The organism is Cellulomonas hominis (assembly GCF_901521055.1).
Lineage (GTDB): Bacteria > Actinomycetota > Actinomycetes > Actinomycetales > Cellulomonadaceae > Cellulomonas > Cellulomonas endometrii.
Window position 1 is genome coordinate 114,302 of record NZ_CABEGA010000029.1, and the last position, 16,207, is coordinate 130,508.

At 75.6% G+C, this 16,207-nt stretch carries 14 protein-coding genes and 1 riboswitch; of the genes, 6 read left to right on the forward strand and 8 right to left on the reverse strand.

The window, feature by feature from the left end:
* The first annotated feature begins 50 nt into the window (after positions 1-50).
* The gene (locus KJP73_RS08605; RefSeq protein WP_433995159.1) at positions 51-923 is read left to right on the forward strand and encodes a CPBP family intramembrane glutamic endopeptidase; all 873 of its coding nucleotides are present in this window, start codon (positions 51-53) and stop codon (positions 921-923) included.
* 4 nt (positions 924-927) lie between these two features.
* On the opposite strand, the gene KJP73_RS08610 is transcribed toward KJP73_RS08605, so the two are convergent.
* Positions 928-1,545 (reverse strand): DUF308 domain-containing protein, encoded by a 618-nt coding sequence (locus KJP73_RS08610; protein ID WP_249669225.1) that lies wholly within the window; start codon positions 1,543-1,545, stop codon positions 928-930.
* A 175-nt stretch (positions 1,546-1,720) separates the two neighbouring features.
* Between KJP73_RS08610 and KJP73_RS08615 the strand changes: the two genes are divergently transcribed.
* Entirely contained in the window at positions 1,721-4,261 is a 2,541-nt protein-coding gene (locus KJP73_RS08615; protein ID WP_213282381.1) for a flippase-like domain-containing protein, read from the forward strand.
* Between the two features lie 6 nt (positions 4,262-4,267).
* Here the strand turns inward: KJP73_RS08615 and KJP73_RS08620 are convergent, their stop codons facing one another.
* Both KJP73_RS08620 and KJP73_RS08625 read right to left on the reverse strand, forming a co-directional pair.
* Entirely contained in the window at positions 4,268-4,444 is a 177-nt protein-coding gene (locus KJP73_RS08620; protein WP_213282382.1) for a hypothetical protein, read from the reverse strand.
* Between the two features lie 13 nt (positions 4,445-4,457).
* Positions 4,458-4,533, reverse strand: a riboswitch (cyclic di-GMP riboswitch).
* Between the two features lie 136 nt (positions 4,534-4,669).
* Positions 4,670-6,646 carry a penicillin-binding transpeptidase domain-containing protein gene (locus tag KJP73_RS08625; RefSeq protein WP_249669226.1) on the reverse strand — a complete coding sequence of 659 codons (1,977 nt, stop codon included), beginning with the start codon at positions 6,644-6,646 and terminating at the stop codon, positions 4,670-4,672.
* Between the two features lie 301 nt (positions 6,647-6,947).
* Here KJP73_RS08625 and KJP73_RS08630 point away from each other — a divergent pair, with 301 nt between their 5' ends.
* From KJP73_RS08630 to KJP73_RS08640, 3 genes are all read left to right on the forward strand, one after another.
* A complete protein-coding gene (locus KJP73_RS08630; RefSeq protein ID WP_213282383.1) occupies positions 6,948-8,255 on the forward strand; it encodes a hemolysin family protein in 1,308 nt (435 codons plus the stop codon).
* Positions 8,256-8,352: 97 nt separating this feature from the next.
* Positions 8,353-8,766 carry an ATP-binding protein gene (locus KJP73_RS08635; protein ID WP_213282384.1) on the forward strand — a complete coding sequence of 138 codons (414 nt, stop codon included), beginning with the start codon at positions 8,353-8,355 and terminating at the stop codon, positions 8,764-8,766.
* A gap of 41 nt (positions 8,767-8,807) precedes the next feature.
* A complete protein-coding gene (locus KJP73_RS08640) occupies positions 8,808-9,356 on the forward strand; it encodes a potassium channel family protein (protein WP_213282385.1) in 549 nt (182 codons plus the stop codon).
* A gap of 31 nt (positions 9,357-9,387) precedes the next feature.
* On the opposite strand, the gene KJP73_RS08645 is transcribed toward KJP73_RS08640, so the two are convergent.
* A complete protein-coding gene (locus KJP73_RS08645; protein ID WP_213282386.1) occupies positions 9,388-9,843 on the reverse strand; it encodes an SHOCT domain-containing protein in 456 nt (151 codons plus the stop codon).
* 166 nt (positions 9,844-10,009) lie between these two features.
* On the opposite strand from KJP73_RS08645, the gene KJP73_RS08650 reads away from it, so the two are divergent.
* The gene (locus KJP73_RS08650; protein ID WP_213282387.1) at positions 10,010-10,933 is read left to right on the forward strand and encodes an NADP-dependent oxidoreductase; all 924 of its coding nucleotides are present in this window, start codon (positions 10,010-10,012) and stop codon (positions 10,931-10,933) included.
* 55 nt (positions 10,934-10,988) lie between these two features.
* Here the strand turns inward: KJP73_RS08650 and KJP73_RS08655 are convergent, their stop codons facing one another.
* Genes KJP73_RS08655 through KJP73_RS08670 form a run of 4 tightly spaced genes read right to left on the reverse strand, consistent with a single transcriptional unit; the run spans position 10,989 to position 16,145 of the window.
* On the reverse strand, positions 10,989-12,596 hold the full coding sequence (locus tag KJP73_RS08655; RefSeq protein WP_213282388.1) for an ATP-binding cassette domain-containing protein: 1,608 nt from the start codon (positions 12,594-12,596) through the stop codon (positions 10,989-10,991).
* Positions 12,593-13,453, reverse strand: coding sequence for an ABC transporter permease (locus KJP73_RS08660; protein WP_213282389.1), 861 nt, complete (start codon positions 13,451-13,453; stop codon positions 12,593-12,595). Before KJP73_RS08660 ends, KJP73_RS08655 begins: the two co-directional genes overlap by 4 nt.
* Complete coding sequence (locus KJP73_RS08665; RefSeq protein WP_213282390.1) at positions 13,450-14,475, reverse strand: ABC transporter permease; 1,026 nt, start codon at positions 14,473-14,475, stop codon at positions 13,450-13,452. Before KJP73_RS08665 ends, KJP73_RS08660 begins: the two co-directional genes overlap by 4 nt.
* A gap of 8 nt (positions 14,476-14,483) precedes the next feature.
* Positions 14,484-16,145 carry an ABC transporter substrate-binding protein gene (locus KJP73_RS08670; RefSeq protein ID WP_213282391.1) on the reverse strand — a complete coding sequence of 554 codons (1,662 nt, stop codon included), beginning with the start codon at positions 16,143-16,145 and terminating at the stop codon, positions 14,484-14,486.
* Between the last annotated feature and the right edge of the window lie 62 nt (positions 16,146-16,207).

Genomic DNA, 16,207 nt, shown 5'->3' on the forward strand with positions numbered 1-16,207 from the left:
GTCCGGGGCTCGTCCGGGCGTCGTCCAGCGCCGCGTCCTACGCTGCGCGGGTGACCGCCGCCCCCGTGCCCGCAGCGCCCGAGCCCGAGCCCGCCGCACCCGCACCCGCCGCACCCGCGCCCGCGCCCGCAGCGACCCGGCCCGGCACGCCGCCCGTCTCGGACCGCGCCTGGCGCCGACGGCTCACCGTCGAGATCTGGATCGTCCTGGGCCTGTCGCTCGGGCGGTCCGGCGTGTACGCCCTGGTGAACATCGTCGCGCGCCTCACCGAGGGCACCCCGCTCGCGGAGCAGTCGGCGACCCTGAACGCCAGCCGGTCGCCGCGGCCGTACCTCGACCTGACCTACCAGCTCCTGTCGATCGGGTTCGCGCTCGTGCCCGTCGCGCTCGCGCTGTACCTGCTGTCGGCGAACGGGCGCAGCGCGGTGCGGCGCATCGGCCTGGACGGCACCCGCCCGGGCCGCGACCTCGGCGTCGGGCTGGGGCTCGCGGCGCTGATCGGGCTCCCGGGCCTGGGGCTGTACGCCCTCGGGCGGGTCGTGGGGATCACGGTGGAGGTGCAGGCGGCCGCGCTCAACGCGGCGTGGTGGACCGTGCCGGTGCTGGTGCTGGCCGCCCTGCAGAACGCGCTGCTCGAGGAGGTCGTCGTGGTCGGCTACCTGATGGAGCGGCTGCGGGACCTGCGGTGGCGCACCCCGGCGGTGCTGGCCGCGAGCGCCCTCCTGCGCGGCTCCTACCACCTGTACCAGGGCATCGGGCCGTTCGTCGGGAACGTCGTGATGGGTCTGGTGTTCGCCGAGTACTACCGGAGGCGCCGGCGGACCATGCCGCTCGTCGTGGCGCACACGGTGCTCGACGTGGTGGCGTTCGTCGGGTACGCGCTCGTGCCGGCGGAGTGGCGGGCGGCGCTGGGTCTGGCCTGACGCCTCAGGGCAGGTCCGCGGCCGTGGACCCGGCCGTCGGAGGCGCGCCACCGGACGACAGCTGCCGCGCCAGCGTCCGCGTCGCGAAGCCGGACACCAGCATCACGACGCCGGCGACGAACGCGAACAGCCCGTACACCGTGAGGATCACGTCGACCGTGCCCTGCGGCTTGATCGCCAGCAGCAGGCCGAACAGGAACCCGACCAGGCCGAACACCAGCGTCCCGGACCACGCCAGGTCGCGCGCCCGGTACTGGACCACGGCGACGACGACGGCGGTGACCCCCAGCACGAGCACCCACAGGGCCAGCAGGTAGAACAGGACGAGCGCGGTCACGTCGGGCCAGAGCATGATCAGCGCGCCGAACGCGATGTCGACCAGGCCCTCGGCGACGAGCCACCCGAACCCCGGCTTCCCCCGGGCCAGCAGCGCCTGCAGCAGCACGACGACCCCGTCGACGACCGCGAACACGCCGAACACCCACACGAGCGCGACGAGGGTGCCGAGCGGCTCCACCAGCAGCAGCAGGCCGAGCACGATCATCAGCAGCCCGCGGAGCACCGGCAGCCACCACACCGAGCGCAGCACCGATGCCAGCCGGTCGTCCAGGTCCTGGGCCACGTGCGCCTCCCGCTCGTCGAACGTGCCGTGCTCCTCGTGCTCGCCACGCTAGTCCGCGCAGGTCATCCCCGCGACGGAGGCGCCACCCGGCCGCCGTCATCCTCAGGGACGGACATTCGGCCGGGTGCGGCGGGGACCCTCTCTGAGTGGCGCCGCGCTGCCTAGACTCCACGTCATGCCCGACGCCTCGACCAGCGCGCCGGCGGCGCCCGGTCGACCGGGGGGCGCCGCCACGGGACCGCGCATCCTGACGCCCGCCGGCGGGCTCGACCGGCCGCAGGTCGTCGACACCCCCGAGGTGCGGGTGCACCACCCGAGCGACCTGCTGGGCGTCGTGTTCAGCCTGCTCGGTGCGGTCGCGGTGATGGTGCTCGCCACCTACGCGCACAACACCACGACGGGCGTCGCCGAGGACGTCCAGGGCTTCGCGACGCTGCTGCGCCGGCTGCTCATCGTGCCGGTCGCCCTGCTCGAGAGCGTCGTCACCTTCATCGTCCCGGTGGCCGTGCTGACCGAGCTGGCCCTGCGGCGGCTCGGCCGGCAGATGATCGAGGCGTCGGTCGCGGCGATCGCGGCGGTGCTCGTGACCTCGGGCGTCGCGTGGCTGATCGAGAGCCTCGGGTCGGACCAGCTCGTCGCCGGCCTCTCGGTGCGGCTGGCGGGCGAGCTCACGCTCACGATCCCGGGGTACATCGCGCTCATCGCGGGCCTGCTCACCGCGACCGGCCCGCGCACCCGCCGCCGGACGGTCGCGTGGTCCTGGAACATGGTGTGGGTCGCGGTCGGGATCATGGTGATCACCGCGGGCGTGTCCCTGCCGGGGGTCGCGGTGGCGCTGCTGCTCGGCCGGGCGACGGGCCTCGCGGTCCGGTACGTGTCCGGCGTGCGGTCCGAGCGCGCGTACGGCTCGAGCCTGGTGGCCGGGGTGCGCCGTGCCGGCTGGCACCCGCGCCTGCTGGTCCGGGTCGCCGGCGAGGACGAGGACCGGCCCGACGGCGAGAGCGCCCAGGTGGCGCGCACCGCGGGCACCCCGGCGGCGCGCGCGGTCGTGCGGTCCGCGGACCACCGCGTGTACGAGATGACGACGACCGACGGGCAGCTCCTCGACGTCCTGGTGCTCGACGGCGACCGGCAGGTGGTCGGCTCGCTGAGCCGGCTGTGGCGGTCGCTGCGGCTGCGCGGCCTGGACGGCCGGTCGGTGGTGTCGCTGCGGCAGGCGGCCGAGCGCGCGGCGCTGCTGTCCTACACGGCCACCGCCGCGGGCGTCCGGACCCCCCGGCTCCGCGGCATCGCAGAGGCCGACTCGTCGATGATCCTCGTGCAGGACCGGGTGGCGGACGCCGTGCCGCTCGCCGACCTCGACCCCGAGCACATCAGCGACGACGTGCTGCGGGAGATCTGGGCGCAGCTCGGCCGGGCCCACGAGGCCGGGCTCGCGCACCGCGCGCTGACCAGCGACGTGATCCTCGTGTCGGACGGCGGCGCGCGGCCCACGGTCTGGCTGGTCGGGTGGGAGCAGGGCGACGTCGCGTCCTCGGACCTCGCGCGCCGGATGGACCGGACCCAGCTGGTGGCGCTGCTCGCGCTGCGCGTGGGGACGACCCGGGCGCTCGAGTCGGCGGTCGCCGTGCTGCGCGAGGACCAGATCGCCGCGATCGGCCCGCTGCTGCAGACCATCGCGCTGCCCCGCCGGACCCGCGACGAGCTGCGCGCCCACAAGGAGGTGCTGACCGAGCTGCGCTCCGCGCTGGTCGCGCGCCTGCCCGAGGCCGACCTCGAGCCGGTGCAGCTGGTGCGGTTCGGGGCCCGGGCTGTCCTGACGATCCTGCTGACGACGGTCGCGGTCATCATCCTGCTGACGTCGATCAACCTGCGGACGATCCTCGACGCGCTCGCGACGACCGACTGGCGGCTCAGCGTCCTGGCGTTCGCGCTCGGCATGCTCACGCTGCTCGGCGCCGGGCTCTCGCTGGTCGCGTTCTCCCCGGTGAAGCTGTCGATCTGGCGCGCGACGGTCGCGCAGTCCGCCGCGACGTTCGTGGCGCTGGCCGCCCCCGCGGGCATCGGCCCGGCCGCGCTGAACCTGCGGCTGCTCACCCGGCGGGGCACGTCGACGTCCCTCGCGACGGCGACGGTCGCGCTGGTCCAGGTGGCGCAGTTCATCGTCACGATGCTGCTGCTGCTCGTGCTGTCGGTGGCCTCCGGGACCAACCAGCTCGAGCGGTTCACGGTCTCCCCGACGGTGATCGTCGCGGTCGGGGTCCTCGCGGCGCTCGTCGCCGCGGCCATGCTCGTGCCCCGGGTGCGGCAGTGGGTGGGCACCAAGACGCTGCCCACGCTGCGGCAGACCTGGCCGCGGCTGATCGAGGTGGTCGGGCAGCCGACCCGCCTGGCGATCGGCCTGGGCGGCAACGTGCTGACCACGTTCGGCTACGTGCTCGCGTTCGAGGTGTGCCTGCGCGCGTTCGGGCAGGAGCTGTCGCTCGTGCAGGTCGCCATCGTGTTCCTCGTGGGGAACACCGCCGGGTCGGTCGCCCCGACCCCGGGCGGCATCGGCACGACGGAGATCGCCCTCGCCGGCGCGCTGTCGGTCGTGGGCGTGAACCCCGGCGTCGCCACCTCGGTCGCCGTGCTGTTCCGGGTGCTCACCTACTGGCTGCGGATCCCGGTCGGCTGGGCGTCGATGCGGTACCTGCAGCGCGTCGGCGAGCTGTAGCGCCGGTCAGGACGCCGCGGTGCACTCCCGCTGGGTCGGGACGAGGTCACCGCTGGCCGCGAGCGCCGCAGCGACCCGGGACCAGGAGGTGAGGCGGGAGGCGGTGCGTCCCGTGACGTCGGGGCGGAGGCCGGAACCGGTGCGGTCCCGCTCGGCCGGCTCGTAGAAGCCGCGCTGTTCCATGACGAGTCCTTCGTTCGGCAGCCCGGCTGACCTGCGGGGGTCCCGTGGCTTTGCGTCCCCTCCTCGCGGAGGGTTTGCCCTTGTCGCTGACGATCCCGACTGTAGGCCCGCGGCCCGCCGCGACGGAAGGGTTCGTCCAGCAGATCGAGGAACAGACGCCGCATTTCACCCACTCAGGCCAAATCGGGCATATGCCCCAGGCTCGACGGGGTGCGGCGGGGCGGCTCAGCCCTGCGGCACCGCGCGCAGGAACGCGTCGAGCAGCGGGCCCGAGGTCGTCGACCCGAAGTCGCCCGTCTCGACGAACACCGCCACCGCGAGGTCCCCCTGCGCGGCGATCATCCAGGCGTGGTTCTGCAGGTCGGCGCCGGTCCCGTACTGCGCCGTGCCGGACTTCGCGATGACCTCGGGACCGGGGACGCCCTGCAGGAACGTCGCGCCGCCCTCGGTCACGACGGCCCGCATCATCGACCGCAGCGCCTCCGCCTCCGGTGCGGTGAGCGGCTGGGCAGGCTCCGGCGCGGGGGTGGGCGCCGCGCCCTCGTCCAGCAGGAGCCGCGGGGTGACGCGCGCGCCGGCCGCGACGGACGCCGCCACCGTGGCCATGCCCAGCGGCGTGGCCTGCACGCGCGCCTGCCCGATCATCGATGCGGCGTGGTCGGTGCCCCCGGTGGCCTCGGCGGGCACGGAGCCGAGGGCCCCGGCGAAGCCCAGGTCGGCGTCCTCCACCAGGCCGAGCGCCTGCGCGGCGGAGGCCAGCGCCTCCTGCGGCGCCTGGTCCGCGGCGGTGAGGAAGGCGGTGTTGCACGACTCCGCCACCGCGGTGCGCAGGGTGATGTCGCCCAGCGCGGACGCCGGGTAGCCGGGGTAGTTCTGGAAGTCCCGGCCGTCGACCGAGGCCGTCTCGGGGCACGTCACCACGCTGTCGGGCGTCAGGCCCGCCCGGAGCAGTGCGAGGGACGTCGCCACCTTGAACGTCGAGCCGGGCGCGTAGAGCCCGAGCGTCGCCGTGCTCTGGCCGCCGCCCGCGGGGCCGCTCGCCGCGGCGAGCACGTCGCCCGTCGACGGCCGGATGGCGACGACCGCGCTCGCGCTGCCGGTCACCGTCGCGACCACGTCCTCGGCCGCCTGCTGCACCGCCGGGTCCAGCGTCGTGCGCAGCGGCTGGCCAGCCGTCGGTTCCACGTGGAACAGCTGCCGCTCGGCGGCGCCGCCCGTCGTCGCCACGACGGTCAGCCCGGGCAGCCCGCGCAGCTGCTCGTCGAACTGCTTCTGCAGTCCGCCGAGGCCGGTGAGGTCGCCGCCCTGGACGGCACCCTCGGACTCCTCGACGATCTCCGCGGTGGCCGGGCCCACCGTGCCCAGCACCGGCCGCGCGAACGCCCGGGTGGGCGCCAGGGGCAGCTCCGCGGACACGGCGTTGACGCCGGGCAGCGCCGACAGCGCCGCCACGTCGTACGCGGGGTCGCCCTCGCGCACGACGATCGCCTCGACGAAGGCCTTCTCCCCCGCCGCCGCCACCTGGCCCGCGTAGGCCTCGGCGTCCAGCCCGAGCGCGCCCGCCAGTCCCCGCGCCGCCGCGTCGGCCTCGGCGGCCGGGACGCGGGTCTTGTCGATGCCGACGCGGAAGACCGGCCGCGCCTCGACGATCACCGCGTCGCCCGCGCCCAGCACGTCCGCGCGCTCCGCCTGCACCCGCCGGACCGACAGCACCTCGGCGTCGGTGAGGTCGGGCGCCAGCAGCATCGGCGACCACGCGGCCCGCCACTCGTCGTCGACGCGCACCAGACGGGCGTGCGTCGTGTAGGTCCAGTCCGCGTCGCTGCTGTCGACGTCCCAGGTGAAGGCCAGCTCGACCGACGCGGTGGTCTCGTCCTCCTCCGCGGCCACGACCTCGCCGGGCTCGACCTGCGGCACCCACGGGTCCAGGCCCTCGTACGCCGCGGCGCGCCGCTCGCCGGCCTCGCCCGCCGTCGCGCCGTCCAGGGGGACGTCCGCGAAGTCACCCGTGGCCAGCGCCCCGGCGAGCGCCGCGGCCACCTGCTGCCGCTCGTCGTCGTCGCCCCCGCTGCACGCACCGAGCGCGATCACCAGAGCCGCGACGGTGAGCACCGCGAGCGGCCGGCGCGCGCGGGCACCGCCGGACCACCGGCCCGGCCCGTCACCGCGGCGCACCGCTCCCTGCACCCAGCGTGCTGCCACGTCGACCACTCCTGCCTCACCCCGTCCCGCACGACGCCGCGCCGTCCGCCGCGGCACGCGTCCGCCGGTCCCAGGTGGTCCGGCGCCAGGTCAGCCTAGGGATGCCGACCAGCCGGGACGGCCCGAACGGCGAACGGATTCGCGCGGGTGCTGTGCGCATCCTGTGCGAGGCGCCGGGCCGTCCGGTTGACGTCGCCGGGAGCGTTGTCTGAAATGGGGCGATGTCCCCTCCTGATCTGCCCTGCAGTCCCGTGCGGCGAGCCCGCACCCCGCGCGCGTCCGGCACGGGGGCTCGCCGCTGATGGACTCCGAGACCTGGGGCAGCATCGCCCTCGTCCTGCTCTTCATCCTCGTGGGCGGCGTGTTCGCCGGCACCGAGATCGCGCTCGTCTCCCTGCGCGAGACCCAGATCAACCACCTCGAGCGGCAGAGCGCCCGCGGAGCGCGCGTCGCGTCCGTCGCGCGGGACCCGAACCGGTTCCTCGCCGCCGTCCAGATCGGCGTCACCGTCGCCGGCTTCTTCTCGGCGGCTTACGGCGCGTCCACGATCGCGCCGGACTTCGCCCCGGCCATCGAGGCGCTCGGGGCCTCCCCCGGCCTGGCGAACACCGTCGCGCTGATCGTGCTGACGCTGATCATCGCCTACCTGTCGCTCGTGCTCGGCGAGCTCGTGCCCAAGCGCATCGGCCTGCAGCAGTCCGCCCGGGTGGCGCTGGCCGTCGCGCCGCCGCTCGACCGGTTCGCGTCCCTCATGCGGCCGGTCGTCTGGCTGCTGTCGACGTCCACGAACCTGCTGGTCAAGCTGTTCGGCGGCGACCCGCACGCGACCGGCGAGGAGATGACGGAGTCCGAGCTCCGGGACCTCGTCATCGCCCACCAGGGTCTGCCCGAGGACGAGCGCCGGATCCTCACCGACGTCTTCGAGGCCACCGACCGGTCCGTCGCCGAGGTGATGCGCCCGCGCGGCGAGGTGCACTTCCTGGAGGCCCGGCTGTCGCTCGCCGAGGCGCTCGACCGGGTGCGTGACCAGCCGTGGTCGCGGTACCCCGTCATCGGGGAGGACTTCGACGACGTGCTCGGGTTCCTGCACATCCGCGAGCTTCTCGAGGCCCAGGGCCGCGACGGCGTCCACGTGCGCGACGTGATGCGGGAGATCGTCGTGCTGCCCGGCACCAACAAGCTGCTCCCGTCGCTGTCCCGGATGCGGCGCGAGGGCGTGCACATCGCCGTCGTCGTCGACGAGTACGGCGGCACCGACGGGATCGTCACCCTGGAGGACCTGGTCGAGGAGCTCGTCGGCGACATCCGCGACGAGTACGACATGCCGGGCTCCTCGGGCGCCGAGGCCCGCGAGGGCGCGCCCGGGTCGTACGACGCCGGCATCACGATCGAGGAGTTCACCGAGCTCACCGGCGTGCGGCTCGCGGACGGGCCGTACGAGACGGTCGCGGGGTTCGTGATCGCGCGCCTCGGGCGGCTCGGCGACGTCGGCGACGCGGTGGAGGTCGACGGGCACCGGATCGAGGTGACCGCGGTCGACGGCCGCCGCATCGCCCGGGTGCGGGTGGTGCCCCCGCCGGAGGACCCGCCCGCGGCCGAGGCCGGGTGACCGCGGGGGTGATCCCGCCCCCGCCCGGATGCGCGCAGCCCGTCGCTGCCGCACCCTGGACCGGACGTCGTGAGCGGAACGACCGGGAGGAGCGACCATGACCCACCGTCCGGACCGGCTCGTCCTGGAGCCGGAACCGCACGCCGTGGCCGAGGGCCGCACCTGGGTCGTGCAGCGGGCGACGCGCGCGCACGCCAGCGCCGAGGAGGCCGCCACGGTCGAGCTGCTGACCAGCGAGGTGCTGACCAACGCGGTCGTGCACACGCGGGCCCACCGGCACATCTCGCTGACCGCGGAGTGCCACGACGACTGCGTCCGCGTCACGGTCACCGACCCCGACCCCACGCTGCCGGTCGTCCGCCCGGGCAACGCCGGGCGCACCGGCGGCAACGGGATGCGGATCGTGGACGCGCTGGCGTCCCGGTGGGGCATCGACCTGCACCCGGGCCGCGGCAAGACCGTGTGGTTCGAGACGCCGGTCGCGGCGATGCCGCACCTGCTCACCGCCTGAGACCTCCCGCCAGGGCGCCGGGGCGGCCATGATGTCGTTCCATGACGGCACCGCCGGCGTCCACCCGCCCAGGACCTCCCGCTCTCCCGCCCCCGCGCGCGGAGCAGGCCCGGGCGGTCGCGCGCACCGCAGCCACCACGCTCCTGCTGCTGCTCGTGTACGTGGCACGCCCGGTCGACCGGCCGACCGCCGCGGTGCTCACGCTGCTGGTCGTCGGGCTGGTGGTGCTCGTGGCCGTCCTGGTGTGGCAGGTCCGGACCGTCATCCGGTCGCCGTACCCCATGCTGCGCGCGGTCGAGGCGTTCGTGGTGGCCGCCGTGCTGTTCGTGACGGTGTTCGCGACCGGGTACGCGGCGCTCTCGGAGGCGGCGCCGGCGTCGTTCACCGAGCCGCTGGACAAGCTGGGCGCGCTGTACTTCACGATGACGGTGCTCGCGACGGTCGGGTTCGGCGACATCGCGCCGGTCTCCGGGGCCGCGCGCGTCGTCACCACGGTGCAGATGGTGTGCGGGCTCGCGTTCCTGGGGGTCGTCGGACGGCTGTTCCTCGCGGCGGTGCAGCGCTCGCAGCGCGCGGGCCGGCCGGACTGAGCCCGGCCGGCCCGGACGCCGGCAGGCGCCGTCAGGCCGTGGCGGCGGGCGCCCGGTGCACCCCCGAGCCGTCCGACCCGTTGCTCGACGCGCCCCGCGCCTGCGCCAGGGCGTGCGCCTTGAGCGACTCGAACTCCGCGCGGTCGATCGCGCCGTCGTCGAGCAGGATCTTGGCCTGCGCGATCTGCTGACCCGGCGCGGCCCCGGCCACGTCGCGGATGTACTCCTCGCCGGCGGCGCGGGCGGTGCTCGCCGCGCGGGCGCTGCGCTCGGCCATCCCCCTGCCGCGGGCGATCAGGTACACGAGCGCGGTCACGAAGGGCAGCACCACCAGGAAGACCAGCCAGACGGCCTTCCACCAGCCGGAGAGCTCCCGGTCGCGGAACAGGTCCCCGATGATCGAGAACAGGGCGAACAGGTACGCGATGAACGCGAACGCCCACACGAACCACCAGATGATGTCCCAGAAGTCGGTCCAGAAATCCATCTCGACCACGCCTCTCGAGTCGCGCCGAGAGTCTTCCGGCGGGGTGTCGACGACATCCCCCGTGCCCTCGGACGCCTCCACCGTAGAACCGCGGGGTGTCCGCGGTCACGCCTTTCCCGGCACCCGCGACGGAATGCGCCGCGCGGGCGCCGGGTTCGCAGTCGGTATGAAGGCAGTCGTGTACGAGAAGTTCGGCGGGGCCGAGGTCCTGCAGGTCGTCGAGCGCCCGGAGCCGCACATCGGCCCGGACACCGTCCTGGTGAAGGTGGTCGCCGTGGGGCTGAACCCCGTGGACTACAAGGTCCGGGAGGGGTACCTGCAGGGGCTGATCGACACCCACCTGCCCGCAGTGCCCGCGTGGGACGTCGCGGGCGTGGTCGTGAAGCCCGGGCTGGACACCCCGGAGTTCGAGGCCGGCGACGAGATCCTGGCGTACGCGCGCAAGGACGTCGTGTCGGACGGGACGCTCGCGGAGTACGTGTCCGTGCCGGTGCGCACCGCCGCGAAGAAGCCCGCGGGCCTGTCGTTCGAGGCGGCGGCGGGCCTGCCGCTCGCGGGGCTGACCGCGCTGCAGACGGTGCGCCGCTCGGGGCTCGGCGAGGGGTCGACGGTGCTGGTGCACGCGGCCGCCGGCGGTGTCGGGTCCATCGCCGTGCAGCTCGCGGTGCACGCCGGGGCGCGCGTCGTCGGGACGGCGTCGGAGGGCAACCACGCGTACCTGCGCGAGCTCGGCGCGGAGCCGGTGGCGTACGGCGACGGGCTCGTCGAGGCTGCGCGGGCCGTCGCGCCCGGGGGCTTCGACGTGATCCTCGACTACGTCGGCGGCCAGGCGATCGACACCGCCCCGGACCTGCTGGCCCCGGGCGGCACCATCGTGTCGATCACCGACGCGCGGGCCCGCGACGAGCTGGGCGGCCAGTACGTCTGGGTACGCCCCGACCCCGCCGGCCTGGCCGAGCTCGCGGACCTCGCGGCGCGGGGGGTCGTGCAGGTCGAGGTCTCGCAGACCTTCGACCTCGACCACGCCGCGGACGCGTTCCGCGCCCTGGAGACCGGGCACACGCGCGGCAAGATCGTCGTCACGGTCTGACCGGTCCGCGGCGCCCCGCACCCCGGGGCGCCGCAGGCCCGGCCCGCCCGCGGCGTCAGAACGCGCGGGCCGCGACCAGGTCCCGCGTGACGTCGTGCCGGGGGGCGCCGAGCACCTCGGCGACCGTGCCCTGCTCGACGACGCCGCCGGCGCTCATGACGAGCACCCGGTCGCACACCCGCCGGACCACGCCGAGGTCGTGGGAGACGAGCACCATCGCGATCCCGTGCTCGCGCCGCAGCTCCACCAGCAGGTCGAGCACCGCCGCCTGCACCTGCACGTCGAGCGCGGACACCGGCTCGTCCAGCAGCAGCACCCGCGGGTCCGACGCGAGCGCCCGGGCGATCGCGACGCGCTGCCGCTGACCGCCCGAGAGCGTGCGCGGCCGGCGGTCCAGCACCGACGCGGGCAGGTGCACCCGGTCGAGCAGCGCCGTCGCCGCCGCGTCCCGGTCCGCGCGGGCCGGGGGCCGCGGCGCCGTCGCGAGGGCGGACCGCAGCACGTCCCGCACGGTCAGGCGCGGGTCGACGGTGCCGAGCGGGTCCTGGGGCACCAGCCGCACCCCGGAGCGCAGCGGCCGGCGCGCGCGCTCGGGCAGCGCGGACCACGGCCGGCCGTCGAGCAGCACCTCCCCCGCGTCGGGGACGTCGGCGGCGAGCAGCAGGCGGGCGAGCGTGGTCTTGCCCGAGCCGGACTCGCCGACCAGCCCGACGGCCTCGCCGGCCCGGACCTGCACGTCCACGCCGTCGACCGCGTCGACCCTGCCGCCCTCGGGCAGCGGGAACGCCCGCCGCAGACCGCGCCCCTCGAGGACGATCTCCCCCGGCGGCGGCATCGCGCCGGGCCCCTCGCCCAGCCGTGCGGCGGCCACGAGGTCGCGGGTGTACTGCTCCTGCGGCGCGTCCAGGACCGCAGCCGTCGCGCCCTCCTCGACGACGAGCCCGTCGCGGAGCACCACGACGCGGTCCGCGACCCGCGCGACGGCACCGAGGTCGTGCGTCACCAGCAGCACGGCCGTCCCGCGGTCGCGCAGACCCGCGAGCAGGTCCAGCACCCGGGCGGCGACGGTCGCGTCGAGCGCGGTGGTCGGCTCGTCCGCGACGAGCAGGGGCGGGTCCGCGACCAGCGCGGACGCGATCAGGGCGCGCTGCCGCATGCCGCCCGACAGCTCGCCCGGCCGCTGCCGCGCGCGCACCGCCGGGTCCGGCAGGCCGGCGTCCGCCAGCGCCGCCAGCACCCGCTCCGCGCGGTCCACCCGTGACGGCCGGGAGCCACCGGGCCGCGGCACGTCGAGCGCCTCGCCGACCTCCGCGCCGACGGTGCGCAGGGGGTCCAGCGACCCGAGCGCGTCCTGCAGGACCAGGCCGACGTCCCGCCCGCGCACGGACCGCCACTGGCGCGCGGTGAGCGCGGCGGCGTCCCGGCCCAGCAGCCGGAACCGCTCCGCACGGACCTGCGCCCGGGCGCCCTCGGCCGCGAGCCCGACGAGCGTCCGGGCCAGGACCGACTTGCCGGCCCCGGAACCGCCGACCACGGCCACGCACTCCCCGGGGCCGACGCGGAGGTCGACGCCGCGCAGCACCTCGGGGCCGCCGGGGAACTGCACCCGCAGTCCGGCGACGTCCAGCACGGCCTCGCCGGCCCGGCCCCCCGCCCGCGTCACGCGGCCACCGCCCCGACGCGCCGCCCCAGGACCGTCAGGGACGCCGCCGTCACGGTGATCGCGAGCCCGGGGAACACGGTCAGCCACCACGCGGTGTCGATGTACACCCGGCCGGCGTTGAGCATCGCGCCCCACTCCGGCGACGGCGGCAGCGTCCCCAGGCCGAGGAAGCTCAGCGCGCACACCCACACGACGGCCTGCCCGATCCCGAGGGTCGCGACGGACACCAGCGGCCACAGGGTGTTGGGCACGACGTGCCGGAGCAGCACCCGCGCCGGCCCGTGCCCCTCCAGGCGCGCGGCCTCCACGTAGCCGCTGGACGCGACCGACCGGACCCGTGCCCGGAGCATCCGCGCGTACCCGGGCGCCGTCGCCGCGCCGACCGCCAGCACGGACGCCTCGACGCCCGCGCCCAGCACCGCGACGAGCAGCAGCGCCAGCACCAGGGTCGGCAGCGCGAACAGCACCTCCAGCACCCGGCCGATCGCGGCGTCCAGCCAGCGCGGTCCCAGCCCGGCGGCGAACCCGAGCACGAGCCCCGCCCCGACGCCGATGGCCGTGGCCGCAGCGCCGATGCCCAGGGAGGCGGCGGCGCCGTGCACGACGCGCGTGTAGACGTCGCGGCCGGACTCGTCGGTGCCGAACCAGTGTGCGGCGCCCGGGGCGGTGAAGGCCGCCCGCGCGGCGATGGCGTTCGGGTCGCCCGGTGCGAGGACGTCCGGCCACAGCACGGCGACGACCATCCAGACGACCGCGAGCGCCGCCAGCACCCCGGGGACGCCGAGACCGCGCAGGACCACGCCGGTGCGGCCGGCCGGACGGACGGCACGCGCCCGGTCGAGCGTCGCGGCGGTCATCCGAGCACCGCCGGCTCCCCTGCGCCGGGCACGCGCGCACCCGGGGCGCCGGACGTGCCGGGGGCACCAGCCGCCCCCCGCAGGCGCGGGTCCAGCGCCCGCTCGGCGAGGTCGACCAGCAGCATCACCAGCACGTACGCGACGGCGACCACGACGACGGCCCCGACCACCACGGGCACGTCCCGCTGCATCGTCGCGTCGAGCAGCAGCCGGCCCAGACCGGGGCGGCCGAAGAGCGTCTCCACCACCACGGCGCCGCTGAGCAGGGACCCGAACGCCCAGCCGGACAGCGACACCGCGGGCAGCACCCCGTGCCGCAGGGTGTGGCGCCACAGCACCCGCGTCGGCGACGCCCCGCGCGCGCGGGCGCTGGTGGCGAACGGCGCGGCGGCGGCCTCCTCCAGGGAGTCCCGCATCACCTGGCCGAGGAACCCCGCGACGGGCACGGCGAGCGTCAGGGTCGGCAGCACGAGCCCGGCCGGGTCGGTACCGCTGCTCGTGGCGGGGAACCAGCCCAGCGTCGAGGAGAACACCACGATGAGCACCGCCCCCAGCCAGAAGTGCGGGACCACCGCGGCGACCACCTCGGCGCCGCGCAGCACGGCCGCGCAGGCCCGCCCGACCGGGCCCGTCGCCCGGACGGCGAGCGTCGCGACCGCGAGCGCCAGCACCCACGCGACGACGAGCGCGAGCACGGCGAGCAGCATCGTCCCGGGCAGCTGCTCGGCGAGCAGGTCCGCGACGGGCACCTTGCGGGAGTACGAGTCCCCGAGGTCGAGCGTCAGCACCCGCCACAGCTGCACGAGGTACTGGACGAGCAGCGGCTGGTCGAGCCCGTACTCGGCCCGCGCCCGCTCGACCGCCTCCGGCCCGGCCTGCGAGCCCGGTCCGCCGAGGATGGCCTCGGTCGGGTCCCCGCCGGCGGCCCGCAGGGCGAAGAACACCGCGGTGGCGACGACCCACGCGACCAGCACGGCGGAGCCGAGGCGGCCGAGCAGCCAGCGGAGCCACCCCGGCGTCATCGCGGTCGTCAGGCCCCCAGCCGCGCGTCGAGGAACGTCGGCGTCGACACCGTGTCGAGGGTCCGCACGCCCGTCACGCCACGGGTGAGGAAGTGGTTCTGCTGGTCGTAGAGCGGGAGGATGTAGTAGCCCTCGAGCACGATCTTCTGCGCCTGCTCGTAGAGGTCCGCGCGCTCGGCGTCGTCCGACGTGGTCGCGGCGCGGTCCAGCAGGTCGTCCAGCGCCGGGTCGGTGACGCCGGCGTGGTTCGCGAAGTACCCGCTGGGCGCGGGGACGGTGCCCTCCGAGTGGTAGAGGATCCGCAGGACGTCCGGGCCCACCTTCGTGTACGGCGCGGACACGGCCTCGTACTCGTGGGCGCCCAGGGCGCCGTACCAGCCGGACAGGTCCATCGGCTCCAGGACGACCTCGAAACCGACCTCCTTGGTGTTCGCCTGGATCTGCTCGAACAGCGACTGCTCCGCCGCGACCGACTGGTTGGTGCTCACCGGGAACCGCACGGTCAGGCGCTGCCCGTCCCTGGTGCGGTACCCCTCGTCGTCGCGCTCCGTCCAGCCCGCCTCGTCCAGCAGCGCGTCGGCCGCGTCGGCGTCGGTCGTGAACAGGTCCGCGTCGGAGTACGCGACCGGCTCGACGCTGGACAGCGGGGAGGTCGAGCGCGTGGCCGTGCCGGCGAACAGCGTCTCGATGCCCGGCTCCGGGTCGGCCGCGCGGACGAACGCCTCGCGCACCCGCACGTCGTCGAACGGCGCCTGCAGGCTGTTCAGCTCGATGCGGTTGGACGACCCGGGCCGCGGGGCGTCGACGTGCGTGATGTCCCCGCCCTCGTCGGCCTGCGCGATGGCGTCGGGCTGCGGGTTGTCGATCACCTGCACCTCGCCGGAGCGCAGCGCCGCGTACCGGGTCGCGGCGTCGGGGATGAACCGCCACACGATCTGGTCGAGGTGCGCGACGCCGTCGTGGTCGGACTGCGGGTCCCGGTTGACGTACTCGTCGTTGCGGACCAGCACGACCTGCTGCTGCGGCGTCCACTCGTCCACGACGAACGGGCCCGTGCCGACCGGCTCCGCGCAGTTCGCGTCCATGCCGCGGGCGATCCCCGCCGGCGACTCCATCGCGGTCCACTGCTGGCTGAGCGACTCCAGCAGCGCCGCGTCCGGCTCGGTCAGGTGGAACCGCGCGTGCGTCGCGTCGACGACCTCGACCTGCTGGACCTTCTGCATCGCCAGGTAGCCCGTCGACGACTGCGTGTCCGGGTCCTGCAGGTGCTCCACGTTGACCTTGACGGCCTCCGCGTCGAACGGCGTGCCGTCGGTGAACGTGACGTCGTCGGCCAGCGTGAAGTCCCAGGTGAGGCCGTCCTCGGACGTGGTCCACTCCGTCGCGAGCCACGGCAGGATCGTCCCGTCGGCGTCGCGCCCGACCAGCGGCTCGAGGTACTGGGTGCTGATCAGCGCCTGGGGGTAGTTGCCGCCCACGTGCGGGTCGAGGCAGGTCGGCTCGGCGTCGCCGGTGGCGTAGACCAGGGTGCCGCCGTCGGTCGTCGCGGCGGCGTCGTCGGAGCCGCCCGAGCCGCCCGAGCCGCCGGAGCAGGCGGCGAGGGTCAGGACGAGGCCGCCGGCCAGGGCGCCGGCGAGGCGCGCACGGGTGGGTCGCAGCGAGTGGAGCACGGGGTCCGCCTTCGGGTCCGGGGTCGGCGCGGCACTCGGCGCCGTTGTTGCACTGCGTCCAA

Bases quoted from the DNA above. Each gene is read 5' to 3' on its own strand.
- KJP73_RS08630 (WP_213282383.1), top strand. From the start codon at position 6,948: ATGGACTCCGAGACCTGGGGCAGCATCGCCCTCGTCCTGCTCTTCATC.
- KJP73_RS08615 (WP_213282381.1), top strand. From the start codon at position 1,721: ATGCCCGACGCCTCGACCAGCGCGCCGGCGGCGCCCGGTCGACCGGGG.
- KJP73_RS08650 (WP_213282387.1), top strand. From the start codon at position 10,010: ATGAAGGCAGTCGTGTACGAGAAGTTCGGCGGGGCCGAGGTCCTGCAG.
- KJP73_RS08660 (WP_213282389.1), bottom strand. From the start codon at position 13,453: ATGACCGCCGCGACGCTCGACCGGGCGCGTGCCGTCCGTCCGGCCGGC.
- KJP73_RS08665 (WP_213282390.1), bottom strand. From the start codon at position 14,475: ATGACGCCGGGGTGGCTCCGCTGGCTGCTCGGCCGCCTCGGCTCCGCC.
- KJP73_RS08645 (WP_213282386.1), bottom strand. From the start codon at position 9,843: ATGGATTTCTGGACCGACTTCTGGGACATCATCTGGTGGTTCGTGTGG.
- KJP73_RS08640 (WP_213282385.1), top strand. From the start codon at position 8,808: ATGACGGCACCGCCGGCGTCCACCCGCCCAGGACCTCCCGCTCTCCCG.
- KJP73_RS08635 (WP_213282384.1), top strand. From the start codon at position 8,353: ATGACCCACCGTCCGGACCGGCTCGTCCTGGAGCCGGAACCGCACGCC.
- KJP73_RS08620 (WP_213282382.1), bottom strand. From the start codon at position 4,444: ATGGAACAGCGCGGCTTCTACGAGCCGGCCGAGCGGGACCGCACCGGT.